13 protein-coding genes are annotated in these 17,558 nt (G+C 36.0%); 6 read left to right on the top strand and 7 right to left on the bottom strand.

Features of this window, described 5'->3' with window-relative positions:
• Positions 1-27: 27 nt before the first annotated feature.
• The 3 genes from QMO11_RS04875 to QMO11_RS04865 all read right to left on the bottom strand — a co-directional run bounded on the left by QMO11_RS04875 (position 28) and on the right by QMO11_RS04865 (position 5,898).
• On the bottom strand, positions 28-1,458 hold the full coding sequence (locus QMO11_RS04875) for a sialate O-acetylesterase (RefSeq protein WP_282036274.1): 1,431 nt from the start codon (positions 1,456-1,458) through the stop codon (positions 28-30).
• Positions 1,459-1,950: 492 nt separating this feature from the next.
• Positions 1,951-4,737, bottom strand: a complete 2,787-nt coding sequence (gene polA, locus QMO11_RS04870) for a DNA polymerase I (protein WP_282036273.1) — start codon at positions 4,735-4,737, stop codon at positions 1,951-1,953.
• Positions 4,738-4,923: 186 nt separating this feature from the next.
• Positions 4,924-5,898 carry a polyprenyl synthetase family protein gene (locus tag QMO11_RS04865; RefSeq protein WP_282036272.1) on the bottom strand — a complete coding sequence of 325 codons (975 nt, stop codon included), beginning with the start codon at positions 5,896-5,898 and terminating at the stop codon, positions 4,924-4,926.
• Between the two features lie 382 nt (positions 5,899-6,280).
• On the opposite strand from QMO11_RS04865, the gene QMO11_RS04860 reads away from it, so the two are divergent.
• The 3 genes from QMO11_RS04860 (at position 6,281) to QMO11_RS04850 (ending at position 11,829) form a co-directional block, all read left to right on the top strand.
• Positions 6,281-7,693: a glutamate synthase-related protein gene (locus QMO11_RS04860; RefSeq protein WP_282036271.1), complete on the top strand. Its 1,413-nt coding sequence runs from the start codon at positions 6,281-6,283 to the stop codon at positions 7,691-7,693.
• A gap of 136 nt (positions 7,694-7,829) precedes the next feature.
• Positions 7,830-9,206: an MFS transporter gene (locus QMO11_RS04855; protein ID WP_282036270.1), complete on the top strand. Its 1,377-nt coding sequence runs from the start codon at positions 7,830-7,832 to the stop codon at positions 9,204-9,206.
• Between the two features lie 244 nt (positions 9,207-9,450).
• The gene (locus QMO11_RS04850; protein ID WP_282036269.1) at positions 9,451-11,829 is read left to right on the top strand and encodes a TonB-dependent receptor domain-containing protein; all 2,379 of its coding nucleotides are present in this window, start codon (positions 9,451-9,453) and stop codon (positions 11,827-11,829) included.
• Positions 11,830-11,887: 58 nt separating this feature from the next.
• On the opposite strand, the gene QMO11_RS04845 is transcribed toward QMO11_RS04850, so the two are convergent.
• Entirely contained in the window at positions 11,888-12,334 is a 447-nt protein-coding gene (locus QMO11_RS04845; protein ID WP_282036268.1) for a 6-pyruvoyl trahydropterin synthase family protein, read from the bottom strand.
• 41 nt (positions 12,335-12,375) lie between these two features.
• Entirely contained in the window at positions 12,376-12,672 is a 297-nt protein-coding gene (locus QMO11_RS04840) for an ArsR/SmtB family transcription factor (protein ID WP_075603905.1), read from the bottom strand.
• 198 nt (positions 12,673-12,870) lie between these two features.
• Here QMO11_RS04840 and recO point away from each other — a divergent pair, with 198 nt between their 5' ends.
• Positions 12,871-13,599 carry a DNA repair protein RecO gene (recO, locus tag QMO11_RS04835; RefSeq protein WP_282036267.1) on the top strand — a complete coding sequence of 243 codons (729 nt, stop codon included), beginning with the start codon at positions 12,871-12,873 and terminating at the stop codon, positions 13,597-13,599.
• 96 nt (positions 13,600-13,695) lie between these two features.
• On the top strand, positions 13,696-14,847 hold the full coding sequence (locus QMO11_RS04830) for an aminotransferase class I/II-fold pyridoxal phosphate-dependent enzyme (protein WP_282036266.1): 1,152 nt from the start codon (positions 13,696-13,698) through the stop codon (positions 14,845-14,847).
• Positions 14,848-14,985: 138 nt separating this feature from the next.
• Here QMO11_RS04830 and QMO11_RS04825 read toward each other — a convergent pair whose 3' ends face one another.
• Both QMO11_RS04825 and QMO11_RS04820 read right to left on the bottom strand, forming a co-directional pair.
• A complete protein-coding gene (locus QMO11_RS04825; RefSeq protein WP_282036265.1) occupies positions 14,986-15,120 on the bottom strand; it encodes a hypothetical protein in 135 nt (44 codons plus the stop codon).
• A 26-nt stretch (positions 15,121-15,146) separates the two neighbouring features.
• A complete protein-coding gene (locus tag QMO11_RS04820) occupies positions 15,147-16,739 on the bottom strand; it encodes an aspartate:alanine exchanger family transporter (protein WP_282036264.1) in 1,593 nt (530 codons plus the stop codon).
• 205 nt (positions 16,740-16,944) lie between these two features.
• On the opposite strand from QMO11_RS04820, the gene QMO11_RS04815 reads away from it, so the two are divergent.
• Positions 16,945-17,550 (top strand): outer membrane beta-barrel protein, encoded by a 606-nt coding sequence (locus tag QMO11_RS04815; protein WP_282036263.1) that lies wholly within the window; start codon positions 16,945-16,947, stop codon positions 17,548-17,550.
• The last annotated feature ends 8 nt before the right edge of the window (positions 17,551-17,558 follow it).

The following is a 17,558-nucleotide window of genomic DNA, read 5'->3' as shown; positions in this document are numbered from 1 at the left end:
ATTAGTTTTATATTAAAGATAAGCCTACTACTTTTTAATGGCATCATCCCACGTATCTGTTCTAAAAGAAGGAGCTGGCAAATAACTTGTATCAAATAATGATGCCTCAGCATAACATTGCCAACCATATCTTACCGCCTTGGGATTAGGCACCTTATTGCTATAAACAAGCACCTTACGCCTGTCAATTATTTTAGCTTCTGCGCTATAAAAAACCTGATCCTCTCCTGCTATATCAAAGCCAGATAAGGTACGTACGTTTTGTGTGCCATATAAACCATTCTCGGCATACTTAAAGCTTAATACTATTCCTTCGTCTGTTACTTCCATTGAGTCGTATATAGGCCCCGAAAAATCAACGGAAGTATACTTATAGCTTTTGTTTAATGCAATGTACAATAGACGGTCGGCCACTTCTTTTTTCTGTGGAGGATGAATAGAATACTTATCCCCTATATCCATAGTTGTAGCCATAAATGAGTTGGGTATTAAATCGATACATTTCGTTTGAGCTTCGCGAAGAAAAGCGGCATTTTTAGGTTTGGTATAATGATTGGCCATTGAAAATGGTGCTATCTGCACATAGTAGAAAGCAAAATTAGTATCCCACCTATCTCTCCAATCCTTAACCATAGCAGGCAATAGTTGGGTATATTTATCGGGCTCTGATCGATTAGATTCCCCTTGATACCATAAGGCACCTTTTATGGTATAAGGCACAAGTGGATTAATCATACCGTTAAACAAAGCCGTTTGTGTTTTATTGGGTTCTTCAGTAATATTTTCAGTATTTATATTTTCTAAAGGGGCAAGTGCATCGGCACTCATCCAAGCTTGCACACTACTTGCTCCCCACGATGTGTGGATGATACCCACTGGCACCTCTAAAATTTGCTGCAACTGACTGGCAAAGAAATAACCCACCGCGCTAAAATTAGGGACTGTGGACGGATTTGCCAGTTGCCACGATCCATTATCCACACTTAATTGTTCCAAAGGCTCTGTTGATGGGTTTTTATTAACCGTAAATAATCGAAGCTGATCATTCTTCGAATGCACAATGGCATCAATATTTCCCACAACAGGTTGACCAGGATTACCTATTAATGAAAAATTCATATTTGATTGACCTGAGCATAACCACACTTCGCCAAACAGAATATCGTTCAACACCACTTCAGATTCAGAATCTTTAATTACAATAGTCTGGGCTTCTAAGCTTTGATTTGTAATAACAGGAATACTCCACTTCCCATTTTTATCACTTTTCACTTTTAGTGGATGATTAAGCCAGGATGCTTCTAATAATATGGTTTCATTTTTATCGGCCCATCCCCAAATGCTTACCACTGTATCGCGCTGCAACACCATGTGCGACGAAACCAAAGCGGGTAGTTTAATTTTTGCATCAAGATTTAACGACGCCATTACTAATATGGCAAATAAGAGATATTTCATATTGAATAAAAGTTTAACAAGTTTATTCAAAGATGAATATGTACGAACAAGAAGTAATACTTATGAATAAAAACAATGTGTTTTTTGGTATAAACCGATAGGTACAGAGTCAATTACTATATAATTGACAAGGGTATTTTCTCAAAAGCCTTGATTTTAGTAGTCCCTGAGTAGGTTTACCCACTGCAATAGGCCTTTTCTGTAGTGTTAGAGAAGTTTAATGTATTACATGAGTAAAATAATAGTCTTCAAGAGCAGTTTCACCCATTACATGATAGGCAGTCACCTATAAACGACCATACTTTTTTGAATTTCTGACTACTATGAAGCTTTGAAAGAGCACAAAGTTGCAATGCAAGAGCAAGAAAACGGATTTTTAGAGTAGGTATCGGCCATACATTAGTATTATTTACTCGATAATGAGTGTTTTTTATAGCACAAAGGGCGACAATTAATAATGATTGTCGCCCTTTGTATGCTTTCTTATCTAAATTAATGCGCCTCGTGCCAGTTGGCACCTACTCCCATATCTACCGAAAGTGGTACACTTAATTCACAAGCTTTTTCCATACCATCTTTAACAATGGCTTTTACTTGTTCTAGTTCACTCGTAAGCACATCAAAGTTCAATTCATCGTGCACTTGCAAAATCATTTTCGATTGTAATTTAGCCTCTTCCAACTTTTGTTGGATATTAACCATGGCCATCTTCACAATATCGGCTGCTGTACCTTGTATGGGTGCATTAATGGCATTACGCTCTGCTACGCCACGCACTACTCCATTACGAGAGTTGATATCGGGCAAATTACGTTTGCGTCCGAAAACAGTTTCTACTGCCCCATTTTCGCGAGCCACTGCAATACTCTTATCCATGTACTCTTTTACCTGAGGGAAGTTCTCGAAATAGCCTTCGATTAATTGCTTGGCTTCGGTACGTGGAATATTCAATCGCTCTGATAAACCAAAAGCTGAAATACCATAGATAATACCAAAGTTGGCTGTTTTTGCTTTTCGTCGCATATCATCTGTTACCTCATCCAAAGGTACTTTGTATATTTTTGCAGCTGTTGCAGCATGAATATCTTCATTGTTATTAAAAGCCTCCAACATATGCTTATCCTGACTAAGATGTGCCATTAAGCGAAGCTCCACTTGCGAATAATCGGCCGATAGGAATACATGCGCCTCATCGGATGACTTGAAGGCTTTACGTATTTCTCGTCCATCCTCATCGCGGATAGGAATGTTCTGTAAGTTAGGATTTGTACTGCTCAAACGACCAGTTACCACCATAGCTTGATTGTACGTGGTATGTATTCTATTTGAATCTGGGTTCACCAATAATGGTAAAGCCTCCACGTAAGTGTTTACTAATTTTTTAAGACCACGGAATTCTAATATTTTCTCCACAATTTCGTGCTTGCCCTTAAGCTTGGCAAGTGTTTCCTCCGAGGTACTGAATTGACCTGATTTTGTTTTCTTGGCTTTGGCGTCAATTTTCATATGCTCAAAAAGCACTTCCCCAACTTGCTTCGGACTGGCCACATTGAAGTCCATCCCAGCAATGGCTTTAATATCGGTTTCAAGCGTAGCAATACGCGCATTTAGTTTTATGGCAAATTCCTTTAATTCGTCCACATCTAAACGAACGCCAGCATATTCCATCTCAGCCAATACCAAAAGTAAAGGCATTTCGGTATTGTAAAACAAATCTTCTAAACCAGCTTCCTTTACCTTGGGCTCAATAAATTGCTTAATCTGTAAAGTAATATCGGCATCTTCAGCAGCGTACTCCTTCACTTGCTCCATTTCTACTTGTCGCATTGAAAGCTGATTCTTCCCTTTTTTACCAATAAGCGATTCTATTTTAACAGGCGAATAACTTAAATACGTTTCAGCCATAAAGTCCATGCTATTTTTAAAACCCGGTAATGCCAAGTGATGCGCTACCATGGTATCAAAAATCTTTCCTTGCACTTTAATGCCGTACTTACGGAGCACCAAAGCATCGTACTTTAGGTTTTGCGCTATCTTTAAGATGTTCTGATCTTCTAGTACATTTTTAAATTTCAAGGCCAATTCTTTTGCCGCATCCTGATCCTCCGGAAAAGGAACATAGTAAGCCTCTCCTACTTTCCACGAGAACGAAATACCCACTAGCTCGGCACTCATGGCATCTAAACTGGTCGTTTCGGTATCAAAACAAAATTCCTTTTGAATACTTAATTCAGCAGCTAAGGAAGCATAGGCCTGTGCATTATCTACCAAATAGTATTTATGATCTACATCTGCTATTGTTTTTAAGGATGATGTAAAAGTGGGTGCTTCAGCAACCTGAGGCTGTGCAAATAAATCGCCCTGCGCAGACACCACTGGCTGAGGAGCAGGTGCAGCGGCTGCCTCAAAACCGAAACGGCTCATCATATTTTTAAATTCCAACTCTTCTAAAAGTGGGAATAACTTGTCCTTATTAGGTTCGGATACCTTTAAAGCTTCCTCATCAAACTCAATGGGTACTTCGCGATGAATAGTTGCCAAAGTATACGATAATTCAACCTGCTCTTTAAAGTTAATCAGGTTCTCTTTTCGCTTACCCTTGAACTCATCAATGCGCTCGTAAATACCCTTTAATCCACCAAAGTTTTTAACAATGTCTTTGGCACCCTTTTCTCCAATACCCGGACAACCAGGGATGTTATCGGCAGAATCGCCTTGCAAGGCTAAAATATCAATTACCTGAAGAGGTGTATCTATGCCAAATTTTTCACAAACTTCAGCCACTCCTAACACATCCATGCCACCACCTTTGGTTCGTGGCTTATACATTTTTACATGCTCGGTAACCAACTGGGCATAATCCTTATCGGGAGTCATCATATAAACCTCAAACCCTGCTTTCTCAGCGAGGATGGAAACTGTACCCACCACATCATCGGCCTCGTAACCTGCTACCTCAAGAATCGGAATATTTAAAGCCTCTAATAATTGCTTGATGTATGGCACCGCCAATTTTATATCCTCAGGTGTAGCCTCACGTTGGGCTTTATAAGGTTCAAACATTTCGTGTCGGAAAGTTGGCCCCGAAGGGTCAAAAGCAACAGCCAAGTGCGTCGGTTTTTCTTTCTGTAAAACTTCCAATAATGAATTGGTAAAACCAAAAATGGCTGAGGTATTTAGTTTTTTAGAATTGATACGTGGCGCACGAATAAATGCATAATAAGCTCTATAAATTAATGCGTAGGCATCTAATAAAAATATCTTCTTTTCTGCTGACATAATAATCTTGTATTTATAAAAGTAAAGGTAGTTGTACTGTTTGTAAACTACCTCATTTATATTAGTGTATTGTAATTGAAAAGTTAATAAATTGTAGGTGATAAATTATAAGTAAGCGCAAAGTAGTAATCAAGCTGTAAAACAATTTATCATTTATAACTTAACACTTATCATTTAATAAGCAATCTACTTCTTTCTATCTATAGTGTATTGTACCAATTCGGTCATGGCCTCTTTGGCTTCTGAATCGTCAAACTGATTCAAGATTTCAAGCGCCTTGTTTTTGTAGTCAATCATTTTATCGTAGGTGTACTCAATACCGCCATTATCACGCACGTATTGTATAATCTCCGCTACCTTTTTATCATTCTTATGATGGCGGCGAATGGTAGAAAGTAGCTTTTTACGCACCTTGGCATCGGCATTGTTAAGCACATATATCAAAGGAAGCGTCATTTTCTTTTCTCTGATATCGTTACCCGTTGGCTTTCCAATGGCACTTGTTTTTTCGTAATCAAACAAGTCATCCTTAATCTGAAAAGCAATCCCTAGGTTTGTTCCAAACTCTTTCATCAAGGCCAACTTATCCTTATCTGCATCAACAGATAAAGCGCCTGTTACAGTACATGCAGCGATTAAAGTAGCGGTCTTTTTAGTGATGATATCGTAATAAACTTCTTCTGTAATATCTAGCTTTCTACTTTTTTCTATTTGCAATAACTCACCTTCGCTCATTTCTTGCACTGCGTGCGATATTACCTTAAGCTCATCAATCCTATCGTTATTTAAGGCCGTCATTAAACCTCGCGATAAAAAGTAATCGCCAACTAAAACCGATATTTTTGTTTTCCAAAGTGCATTAACCGAGAAGAATCCGCGTCGTTGGTAGGTTTCATCCACAACATCATCATGAATTAATGTAGCCGTATGCAGTAATTCAATTAAAGCAGCTGCCACATAGGAGGCATCGTTGGTTTGCCCATTCAGTTTAGCCGATAGAAATACCAACATTGGCCGCATTTGTTTTCCCTTACGGCGTAAAACGTAATTGGTAACTATACTCAGTAGTGGAATTTTTGATTTGAGTTGCTCCTTAAAATAAGGCTCAAAGGCTTCCATCTCTGATTTAATAGGCTGCTTTATCTTTTTTAATCCTGACATTATTCTCCTCTCCTGTTCTTCAGCCTTATTGATAAAGGCAATTTTGATCAGTCAAATTTAGTAATTTATACCAATTTGAAGATTCAAAAAGATGAATTGTTAGCATAGAGTTAATTCGTGGGTGATTTCGTATTCATATAGTGTAACTAAGCGTTAAGTTTTACGCCTTCCCGACGTAGGTATTCACGATACCCGACGTAGATTTTTACGCCACTCGACGTAAATATTCACGCTACTCGGCGTAGATGTTCACGCAAGGGCTGCGTGAAATTTCACGGAAGCTCTAAGTAAATAGTAGTAGTATTCGTTATGATGATAGAACTGGATTTAATTTCTAAAAAAATCCTTGTACCTTCAATGCAGACAAAATAAACCAAAATTTATGGCAAAGTATAGATGTTTAGCATGTGGTTACGAGTATGATGAAGAAAGTGAGCACAAAGTTTGGAGCGAATTAGAAGACGATTACCTATGTCCTATCTGTAGTTCCGACAAATCCTTCTTCGAGGAAGTTGAAGAAACCGCAGAAAATACAGTAGCAGAAACAACAAAAAACGTTGATCAATCAAAAACCTATTTATCAGAGTGGGCTAAAAGCGATGAAGCTACAGAACCTTACTTTAGAAAGATTCATGCTATGGCAGATGGTTTACCCTTGGAAACGGAAGCCATGAAAACACTTCGCCCAATAATTTCATGGGATAGTGTTTTAATTAAAGGAGCACAATTGGCTAAATTTCCCTTGAACAATGACGAAGAAGTAAAAACCAAAACCATTATTGGCCCCAATGCAAAGAAACCTTTAGAAATTGATACGCCTATATACATCAGTCATATGTCTTACGGGGCCTTATCGGCCGAAATAAAAACAGCATTAGCTAAAGGAAGCGCCAAAGCCAAAACATTAATTTGCTCTGGTGAGGGTGGTATATTACCCGATGAAATTGATAATGCCTACAAATATATTTTTGAGTATATCCCCAATGAATACAGTTGCACTGATGAAAACTTTAAACGCGCCGATGCCATTGAAATTAAAATAGGACAAAGTGCAAAGCCTGGTATGGGCGGACATTTACCGGGCGATAAAGTAACGGCTGAAATTGCCAAAGTACGAGGCAAAAAAGAAGGTGAAGATATTCATAGTCCTGCTAATTTTAAGGATATCAAAAGTAAAGAAGACCTAAAAGCTAAGGTAGATTGGCTGAGAGAGAAATCAGATGGTCGCCCTATCGGGATAAAAATTGCTGCCGGCAATATTGAAGCCGATTTAGAAGTAATTCTTTTTGCCAAACCCGATTTTATCACCATTGATGGCAGAGGTGGTGCAACAGGTTCAGCCCCAAAGCACATTAAAGACCACACCTCAGTTCCAACGTTATTTGCACTAAGCAGAGCTCGCAAATACCTCGATGCCAATAACGCTTCAGACATTAGCTTAATTATTACTGGTGGCTTACGAGTAGCTTCCGACTTTGCCAAGGCAATTGCCCTCGGTGCTGATGCCATAGCTGTAGCTTCTGCTGCAATGATTGCAGGCGGTTGTCAACAATACCGCATTTGTAACACAGGAAACTGCCCAGTAGGAATTGCCACACAAGATCCTGAACTCAGAAAAAGATTAAATATTGAAAAAAGTGCCGAACGTGTTGCAAACTATTTAATTCAATCCACTGAAGAATTAAAAGATTTTGGACGAATAACAGGCAATCATCATATCCACAATTTAAATGTAAGTGATTTGTGTACTGACAACAGCGAAATATCAGATCATACAGATATAGAGCATGTTTAATTAATAAATAAGGGTGCAAAAGGTACAAGTACTATGAGTAATTGAGAATAAAAGATTTGGCGTAAAAGCTGACTTTTATCTTTTATTAAATCAATCACTTTTAGTACTTATGCCCCATAAAATTTAATTATTATTCATGAGTCAAGGAAAAAGAAAGTTTTCGCCAGCATTCTGGACAGCAAACTTTGCCGAATTGCTAGAACGCGCGGCGTATTACGGAGTATTTATTGTTATCACGCTATATCTATCAAGAATATTAGCCTTTAATGATATAGAGGCAGCAGCTATTGCAGGTACATTCTCTGCATTATTATATTTTTTACCAACATTTGCCGGTGCTTATGCCGACAAAATTGGCTTTAAAAAATCCTTATTAGTTGCTTTCTCATTTTTAACACTAGGGTATTTGGGACTTGGCTTATTTCCAACTATGTTAGAAGGAGCAGGTTTAGCACATTATGATATTGAAACCACATTTACAGGTTTAGAGGATAGCAATTGGCGTTATGGAATAATACCAATAATGGCACTTATTATTATTGGTGGTAGTTTTATTAAATCGGTAATTACAGGTACCGTATCCTTAGAAACCACAGCTGAAAACAGAGCCACTGGTTTTTCAATATTCTACACCATCGTAAACATTGGTGCGTTCTCTGGTAAAACAATCGTAAAGCCACTAAGAGATGCTATGGGTAATGTGGGATTAATTCACATTAGTTACTTCTCTGCGGGTATGACCTTATTAGCACTAATAGCTGTTTGGTTCTTCTTTAAGCCATCAACAGCACAGCGTGAGGGTAAAACTTTTTCTGAAATATGGACTGCTTTTATTAAGGTATTAGGCAATACTCGTTTAATTGTACTAATTGTTATTATCACAGGTTTCTGGATGGTTCAACATCAACTTTACGCTACCATGCCTAAGTATGTATTGCGTATGGCGGGAGAAAGTGCTTCACCAAGTTGGTATGCAAATGTTAACCCATTAATTGTATTTACAACAGTAGGTTTAATAACCTCGTTAATGAAGAAACGCTCTGCCTTATATTCAATGACCATTGGTATGTTTATTATGCCAGTATCGGCATTTTGTATGGCTGCTGGCAATATGATTGGCGGAGAAACCATGAGTTTTATAAATATGCACCCAATTGCTTTTATGATGATTGTGGGTATTGCTTTTCAAGGATTGGCAGAATCATTTATCTCGCCAAGATTCTTAGAGTACTTCTCTTTTCAAGCACCTAAAGGTGAAGAAGGATTGTATTTAGGATTTAGCCATTTACATTCTTTCTTATCAAGTATACTTGGATTTTTAATGTCGGGGGTATTATTAGATCAATACTGTCCTGACCCAATTAAATTTGGAGGTAGAACAGCTGAATGGGCCGAAGCTACTTCGCATGCTCATTATATTTGGTACTACTTTGGAGCCATTGCGCTTATATCAGCAATATCATTAGTAGCATACGGATATATTGTAAAAAGAATTGATGCTAAAAAAGCATAAGTAAACTAGATTATATCTATACAATACACGTTGCAAAGTGTATTCACTCGCGCAACTAAAAGAGTCGGCATTATTACCCATCCCACCGGGTAAGCCGGCTCTTTCTTTTTTTATACAACTTTGTACTCAACAGTATTTCGTATTCGTAGACACACTATAATTACGTCTGTCCCCCATAAAATTTTATGCTTACACTACTTTTATAGCTCTTAACTATAACAATCGTAAAAAGCACTAAAAGTAAATGAAATACCTAAAACTTCTCATCCTTCTGGCAATGCCACTAATTAGCCGGGCTCAAAATGAATCGTCAATTACAGGAATAGTTACCAATAGCAAAGGCGAAACAGTGCCCTTTGCAAATGTAGCGCTATACACACAAGAAGAAAATGCTTTAGTTGGAGGCGTAACTACGAATATCGATGGTGAATTTACCATACCGAATCTAGCCTCCAACACATACTCTATAATGGTTTCTTTTTTAGGATATGAACCATTAACCACAAACAATATCGTCGTCAATGGTAATGTTAACTTAGGAGCCCTTCAACTACAGGACCAGTTAACGGAGTTAGAAGAAGTAGAAGTAAAAGCACAACGCCCTACCATTGAACAAGGCTTAGGAAAAACTACACTTAATGTGGGCAATGATTTAAGCAATGCCAACGAAAGCGCTTTAGATTTGATTCAATATGTACCATCCGGTTCAACCGATGCCGATGGTAACGTAACGCTTAGAGGAGCACCTGCAACCATATTAATTGATGGCGTACCAACCGATTTGCAGAATGCCTTAGAAACGATACCTGTTGATGCTATCGATAAACTAGAAATTATTAATAACCCATCGGCCAAATATGCTTCACAAAATGGTGCTGGTGTTATTAATATCGTATTAAAAAAGGATAACCTAAAAGGATCAAATGGAAGAGTAACTGGGATGTTAGGAACTCCTGATAGACAGCAACTGAGTGGCAATATCATGTTACAGGATAACAAACTGAGTTCGAGTACGAATGTAAACTACACTCATGTTTATGATGAAATTGATGCCAATTCAAAAAGAATTACGATTTCTGATACCAACCCTACTTTTTTAAATAACACCGGAACTAGCGAAAAAAACACCAGCAAAATTACCATCCGTCAGAAATTTAAATATCAAATCAATAAGAAATCATCAGCTAGAATTTCAGGAAACTACCAAAAATACGATACGGATAATAATGGTTATAACAGGGCCTTAAATTACAAAGCTGATTCTACACTACGAAGTGATAATAGAAACTCTACAATAGCAAATTATGAACGTGAATACTGGAGCATTAATGCACGCTATAATTACGACTTTAGTAGTAATACGAGCCTAATAATTAATGCCAAACACGAAGGCCAAAATAGTTTGAACCAATCAGACCGTACTATTAACTTTTACGAGCCTGATACTGGTGAAGAAGAAAAGAGGTACAAAACTCAGGATAGATTTGTGCCCGAATATATGAACAGCACAAGATTAAATATCGATTTTGAACATAGCTTTAACAAACATCTAAAAATAGAATCGGGTCTATTCTTTGTTAATAAATATGCTAATACTGATAATCAGTTTCTAAGAACTGATTACAACTGGAGTGAAGATGATGATGACTATATTCCTGATGTAGATAGTTCACAGTTCTACATTTTTGAAACAACAGAAAGAAATGCAACAGGATATTCTGTTTTATCAACTCAACTTGGGAAGTGGGAGCTTGCCGGTGGATTACGCTATGAATATATTACGCTTGAGCCCTACTCTCCTACTAATGATTCTGGTGCAGTAAATAGAAATCATAATTTTTTACCTTCACTACAAGTTCGAAATGTAGTCAGTGATAATTTCGACTTTGGTTTTAGCTACTCTAAAAGAGTAAAAATGCCCAACTATCGACAATTGAACCCTATGGTGGTCTACAATGGTTTATATAATAAAAGCAGTGGTAATCCTTACTTGTCGCCTGAGCAAATTCATAATATCGAACTAAGTGCAAATCTTAGAATTGGTAATCACCGTTTTATGCCTTCTATATTCTACAAGCATCATACCGATGTTATAACACAATATCAAGAGTTAGTTGAGGAAGATGGAGAAGAAATATTACATCGTAAGTTTGAAAATATTGGTGATATGGAACAAACTGGATTTGAGTTAAATATAAGCAACCGATTTTTTGAAGTATGGCGCTTGAAGACAAACTTCCTAAGTTATTACCAAGGCATTGATAATTTTAAAGATGGTGAGTTTGAAAGAATAAATGATTGGGTAAACAACGTTAAAATAACTTCGGATATTACTTTTCTGAAAACCTTTAAATGGCAAGTTACCGGAACCTATGAATCTCCAAGGAATACAACTGTTGGGCAAAATTACGAACGTATGTTTGTAAATACCAACATAAGAAAATCGTTTTTAGACAATCAGGCTACACTTACCTTTAGAGTTAATGATGTATTTAATACACTTGATAGAGGCCGAGAAAACACCTCTTCTCCGAAATTTGTATCCACAAGCTACACCAAAGGAATCAGTAGGTATATGGCCCTTGCCTTTTCGTATCGATTCAATACAATGAAGAGAAACTAAAACAAAATAACCTATGTAACTGAAACTTCAATTACATAGGTTATTGATATCTTTTTACTTATTGATCACTTGCATGCCACTCAGCAAAGGAGTTGGCAGTTTCGTTTAATCGTAAGCTATGTAGCTCTACTTCTTTTGGTAAACGTGCAGAAATACGTTCTGCCATTTCAATAATCATGTTTTCACAGGTTGGTTGGTAATCTGTTAGTATTACACGTTCGCCCATTTGTGGAATTTCTAAGAACCCTTTAATATCAGCATTTTTATTAAGCACCACTGTGTGATCCATCCTATCCACCACCTCTTCGTGTACTATCCGTTTTAGTACACCAAAATCAAGTACCATCCCATCTTTAGGGCTATTATTATCAGCAATAGGTTCTCCTAGTACTGTAACTCGCAATATATATGAATGCCCATGAAAATGCTTACATAAACCATCATAATTCCATAAGGCATGAGCCATCTCAAACCTAAATTCTTTTGTTAATCTTACTTTCCTCATCTATCCCAACTGTTCACGAACATGATAATTGACAACTGCAATTAAGTTCGGGCACATTTACTTACACAATTAATAATATTTTGAATGCTCTCATACTTTAATGAGTAGTACGTGTTTTTACCTTCACGCTGAGATACAAGCACTCCTTTATCCTTTAGTATCCCTAAATGATGAGAAGTAGTACTTTGTTCTATATTAAGATTTTTATGTATCTCTGAAACGGTAAATCTATTATCCTCAAGCAAACTTAAAATTGCAATACGCGTTGGATGCGCAATTGCCTTTAACATACTTGCCGCTCTATCTAATTCATTTGCATCTAAGTCCTGAATCTTCATCTCTTTATAATATTTTTCCTGTTTAATATAGATTAAACTAGCACATTTCCGCGGTAAATATATAATATTCATTCCAAAACACATTTATTACATATAGATATTTAAATATATTTATTAAAAATTACCGTTTTTCAGAATATTCAATTGTATATTAATGAGCTTAATGCATATTATTATATTTGCGGAAAACTAATTTTCATGCTACAAACTACCAGAGGAATTGTACTAAATTATACTAGATATGGAGAAACAAGTGTTATCTCTCATATTTTCACTGAAGAATTTGGCAGACAATCCTATATGATTAATGGCGTGAAAAGCAGAAAAAATAAAGGGAAGAATATATTCCTTCAGCCTTTAGCCCTAGTTGATTTAGAGGTATACAATAAAAATAAATCACAAATTCAGCGAATAAAAGACTTTAAAGTCAATACTCCATTCTTCCAAATTCCATTTGAACCCCTCAGAAGAAGCATTGCCTTTTTTATGGCGGAAGTTTTAAGTAAAAGCCTCACTGAAGAGCACAAACCCCATAATAACCTATTCGACTTTTTACATCAAAGTATTGAAATATTAGATTCTGATATTCAAGGACTCGAAAACTATCATCTATTTTTGCTTCTGCAATTAACAAAACCACTAGGGTTCTTCCCTAACATTAATAACCATATTAACAGCAGGTATTTTGATTTAAACAACGGGCACTTCACAGATATAGAACCAAGCCACAAACATTATATGAATGCATGGGAAACTGAGATATTAAAAGAAATAAGCCAGTTAGGTTTAACTCAATTAGGAGAACTAAAGCTTAATCGCGAAAGTAGGACACAGTTTCTTGAAAAACTCCTTCAATACTATAATTACCATCTTCATGGCTTTACTAAAATCAAATCATTAGAAATACTAAAAGAGCTATTTGAATAAAACAGCTTTGTGAATTTTTATATCAGAAAAGTTTTGTAAATTGTGTGAACGCATTTTTCATTAAACCCCTCACTAACCTATTTAAAACCTCTAATTATGAATTCACCATTAATCAATTCAGATAGTAGAACCTTTACATCCCCAAGAAGTATCATTGAGTACGCACGAAACAATAACCTGATTAACCTTGCTGAGAGTTCATCAGCATTACTGGCAAATAATGAACTTATAGATAGCCTCCAAAAATATTCTTTAGAGTATTCAAATCAAAGAAGTCCGAAGTTTGGTAATATTCAACTAAGAGAGTTTATTGCTGCAAAAACAAAAAAGCTTTACGATTACGATTACTGTCCACAAAAAGAAATAACAATTACGGCTGGTATTAAACAAGCGGTGTTTTCAGCAATACTAGCTCTTATAAAAGAAGGTGATGATGTGGTAATATTTGAACCTACACACCAGAGCTATAAAACAGCAATTGATATTGTTGGGGCAAATGCAGTATATGTTCCTTTAAAACAGCCTTCATTCGAAGTGAATTGGGATGATGTGCAGAAGGTGATTACTGCAAATACCAGAATGATTATAATTAATACGCCTCAATACCCTGCAGGATCGATTTTTACTGAACTTGATATGCTTAGGCTACAGAAAGTAATTAATGGTACTAATGTTATAATTGTTAGTGACGAATCCTTTGAACAAGTTTTGTTTGATGGCAATATGCATCAAAGTGTTTGCCTATACCCTAAACTGCAAAAGAAGAGCATTATTGTTTCCTCATTTAGCGAATCTCTTTTAATTCCTAATTGGAACATTAGTTATTGTAGTGCCCCTGAACATTACATGAAATCTATTAGAAAGATATTAGCATCCATGAGTGAAGGAGTGCCTCTACCTTACCAAATGGCAGTTAAAAATTATCTTCAAAAACAAGGTTACGATAGCTCTTTGTTTAAAACATATCAAGATAAAAGAGATCAACTATTATCTGGTTTAGATGATACTGAAATTAAACTTGTTCCTTCAATGGGAACTTATTTTCAATTAATTAATATTGAAAGTCTAACTTCGAAAAACGATGTTGATTTCGCAATTGAATTAATGGAAAAACATGGGTTAGCAACAATGCCTACTAGCTTTTATTATCACCAAAAGGTAAAATCTAAACACCTCCGTTTAAATATTTCTGTGGGAGAGAAAGATCTTGAAGCAGCTATTGAAGTATTAAATAAAGTTGCCAAATAATCTCGATCAACTTATTCTGAAATAACGTTATATAACTAAACCACTATGGACTGCAAGTCCATAAGTTTAAGAAACAGAATAACTGAAAGTTATTCTTCAAAGCATTTTTGGTTTTTTGCATAAATCATCTTAAAATTCTTAAGAATGATAAAACATGTTTAAAAACTCAACTCCAACAATAGAATTTTTAGAAGCTAAAGCGGATGCACTAAAGTGCATAGTTTTAACTACTATTGAGACCAATAAAAAAGCCGATGAAAGTTTAATAATCATCGGCTTTATCTTTTCTCTGTAAACTTCTATCCTAGCGAAGCCAATATCTGCACACATATAATCAATAATACCATAGCTACCGGATATACAGTTGCATAGGCAATTGAAGGGGCATTAGTATCTGTCATTGGATCAACAGCTGCTAGTCCAGGTGTACTGGTCATAGATCCTGTTAAAGCACCAAGCATAGACAACACATTTACCTTAAAGAATATTTTTGCTACCAAGGCTCCTAAAAACATTGGTACAAGAGTAATAATTGCACCTGCTAAAAATAGCATCGATCCGTATTCATTATAAGTTTCTACAATGCTAGAACCTGCTTTTGTTCCAACTGCAGCTAAAAAGAACATCAATCCCAGTGTTCGTAATAATTGGTTGGCTCCACCGGACATAGACCAAATTATAGGGCCTGTTTTTCCAATTCTACTTAATATCATCGCAACTGTTAAAACACCTCCGGTTAAACCTAAAGAGAATGTAAAAGAATCACCTAGGTTCAATGAAAACTTACCCAATAAAAAGCCAAGTACTATACCGGCAGCAATTGGAAAGAAATCAGTATCCGATAGTTTTTTACTATTACCCCCAAACATTTTAGTAACCATTTTTAAGTGGTCTTTACTTACGGATATTTTTATTTTATCTCCCATCTGTAAAGTTAAGTTAGGACTTGGTGTAATATCGATACCAGATCTGCGTACTCTAGTAATGGTTAAGTCATATGTAGATGTCCACTGACTTATTTCTCTAATTGTTTTATTAACAACCTCTGGGTTAGAAACTAATATAGATTGAATCTCATATCCCTTAATTAGTGGAATAGACTCTTGTGTTTGAGATCCTATTAAGATCTCAACTTTTTTAAGCGCATCTTGTGTACCAACCGCTTTAATAATGTCACCCTTTCCTAAAATCATTGATGAGGTTGGTGCTTTTACTTCCCCTCCTGCTTTAATTCTTGAAATAACACCTTGTGTCATTGTACGCACCTTTAAATCTCTAATAGACTTACCAACTACGTTATCATTTTCAACTACAAAGTGGCAAGTGCTAATCTCTGGAAAGGCATCTACTGTTCCCGATTCGTATTCTTCTTCTGCTTTCTTAATATTTACTCTAAATATTTTAGGATATAACCTTACAAAAAGAATTACTCCAATTACTCCAAAGGGATATGCAATACCATAACCAATAGAAACGTTAGGCGATCCGGTACTTTCAATGGCTGCCGCTAAACCAGGTGTAGATGTTAATCCACCAGTTAACAAACCTATGGCTACAGGTACATCTATATCAAACAACAATATACACCCATAGGTAACCAATGACGCCGATATTATTACAACAGCTGCCATTACCACCAATGTTCTACCCTGCTTTTTGAAAGAATCAAAAAAACCTGGACCAGCCTGAATTCCAATGGTGTAAACAAATAATATTAATCCGATCTTTTCAATAATCTTTGGCATCATGACACCATGATGTCCGAAAACCAGAGCTACAAAAATAATTGCAGATATATCTAAAGAAATTCCTTTAAACTTAATGTTACCAATAATATAACCGATACAAATAATTAAAAATAAGGCGATATACCCTTCTTGAAAGTATTCCATAATTGTTTGATATTTTTTTTGCAAAAATAAACAATATAATGCGCAATAATGACAAAAATCACTTTTACAACTGTTAAATTTAACTAAAGAACCATCTCTTTTTTGCAAAAATAGACTAACGCCCTCGTCAAATTATATACTTTTGCGCAAAAGGTGCATATTTTATCATAAGCACCTATATATTTTTAATACATTCTCCAGAAAAATGAAAAACAAAAGAATTATTACTGTTCTTATTATGTCAATTGGTTTAATAATTTCAGTGAATGCACAAAACCATCACCAAACTATCACTAAGAGTGAGCATCATCACGAATCAACCAACTTAGTTCATGCAGAGCATGGCAAACATAAGATTGCAGCCTATGGCGGATTTACCCATATTAGCTCAGCCTTTTATGAACACGAAACGCATGTTGAAAGTACAGGTAAGTGGGTTCCAACATTTGGTATAGAATATTATTACAAACTAAACCACCACTTCGAGGTAGGATTTATTGGAGATGTTGAAACGGATCAATATTATATTAGAACCACACATGAAGAAGAATTAGAAAGAAATAACGTACTTGTGGTTGCTGCTGTAGTTCGTTACTCTCCTATCAATAGACTTGGTGTATTTTTAGGGCCTGGTTATGAGACTGAATTTGTTGGTAAAAATGAAGCGACCTCTTTCTTTGTAGCTAAACTAGGGATTGATTATGAAATTGAAATTGAAAATGGTTGGGAGTTAACCCCTATATTTTCATACGATATAAAAGAGGAATATTCAGCTTATTCATTTGGAGTTTCCCTTGGTAAACGATTCTAATAGTTAAT

The organism is Saccharicrinis aurantiacus (assembly GCF_947489045.1).
Taxonomy (GTDB): Bacteria; Bacteroidota; Bacteroidia; order Bacteroidales; family Marinilabiliaceae; genus Saccharicrinis; species Saccharicrinis aurantiacus.
The sequence above is the reverse complement of the archived record's forward strand: the minus strand, read 5'-3'. Positions and strand labels throughout refer to the sequence as shown.

Coding starts and splice junctions, on each gene's coding strand:
- QMO11_RS04875 (WP_282036274.1), bottom strand. CDS start 1,458: ATGAAATATCTCTTATTTGCCATATTAGTAATGGCGTCGTTAAATCTT.
- polA (WP_282036273.1), bottom strand. CDS start 4,737: ATGTCAGCAGAAAAGAAGATATTTTTATTAGATGCCTACGCATTAATT.
- QMO11_RS04865 (WP_282036272.1), bottom strand. CDS start 5,898: ATGTCAGGATTAAAAAAGATAAAGCAGCCTATTAAATCAGAGATGGAA.
- QMO11_RS04860 (WP_282036271.1), top strand. CDS start 6,281: ATGGCAAAGTATAGATGTTTAGCATGTGGTTACGAGTATGATGAAGAA.
- QMO11_RS04855 (WP_282036270.1), top strand. CDS start 7,830: ATGAGTCAAGGAAAAAGAAAGTTTTCGCCAGCATTCTGGACAGCAAAC.
- QMO11_RS04850 (WP_282036269.1), top strand. CDS start 9,451: ATGAAATACCTAAAACTTCTCATCCTTCTGGCAATGCCACTAATTAGC.
- QMO11_RS04845 (WP_282036268.1), bottom strand. CDS start 12,334: ATGAGGAAAGTAAGATTAACAAAAGAATTTAGGTTTGAGATGGCTCAT.
- QMO11_RS04840 (WP_075603905.1), bottom strand. CDS start 12,672: ATGAAGATTCAGGACTTAGATGCAAATGAATTAGATAGAGCGGCAAGT.
- recO (WP_282036267.1), top strand. CDS start 12,871: ATGCTACAAACTACCAGAGGAATTGTACTAAATTATACTAGATATGGA.
- QMO11_RS04830 (WP_282036266.1), top strand. CDS start 13,696: ATGAATTCACCATTAATCAATTCAGATAGTAGAACCTTTACATCCCCA.
- QMO11_RS04825 (WP_282036265.1), bottom strand. CDS start 15,120: ATGATTATTAAACTTTCATCGGCTTTTTTATTGGTCTCAATAGTAGTT.
- QMO11_RS04820 (WP_282036264.1), bottom strand. CDS start 16,739: ATGGAATACTTTCAAGAAGGGTATATCGCCTTATTTTTAATTATTTGT.
- QMO11_RS04815 (WP_282036263.1), top strand. CDS start 16,945: ATGAAAAACAAAAGAATTATTACTGTTCTTATTATGTCAATTGGTTTA.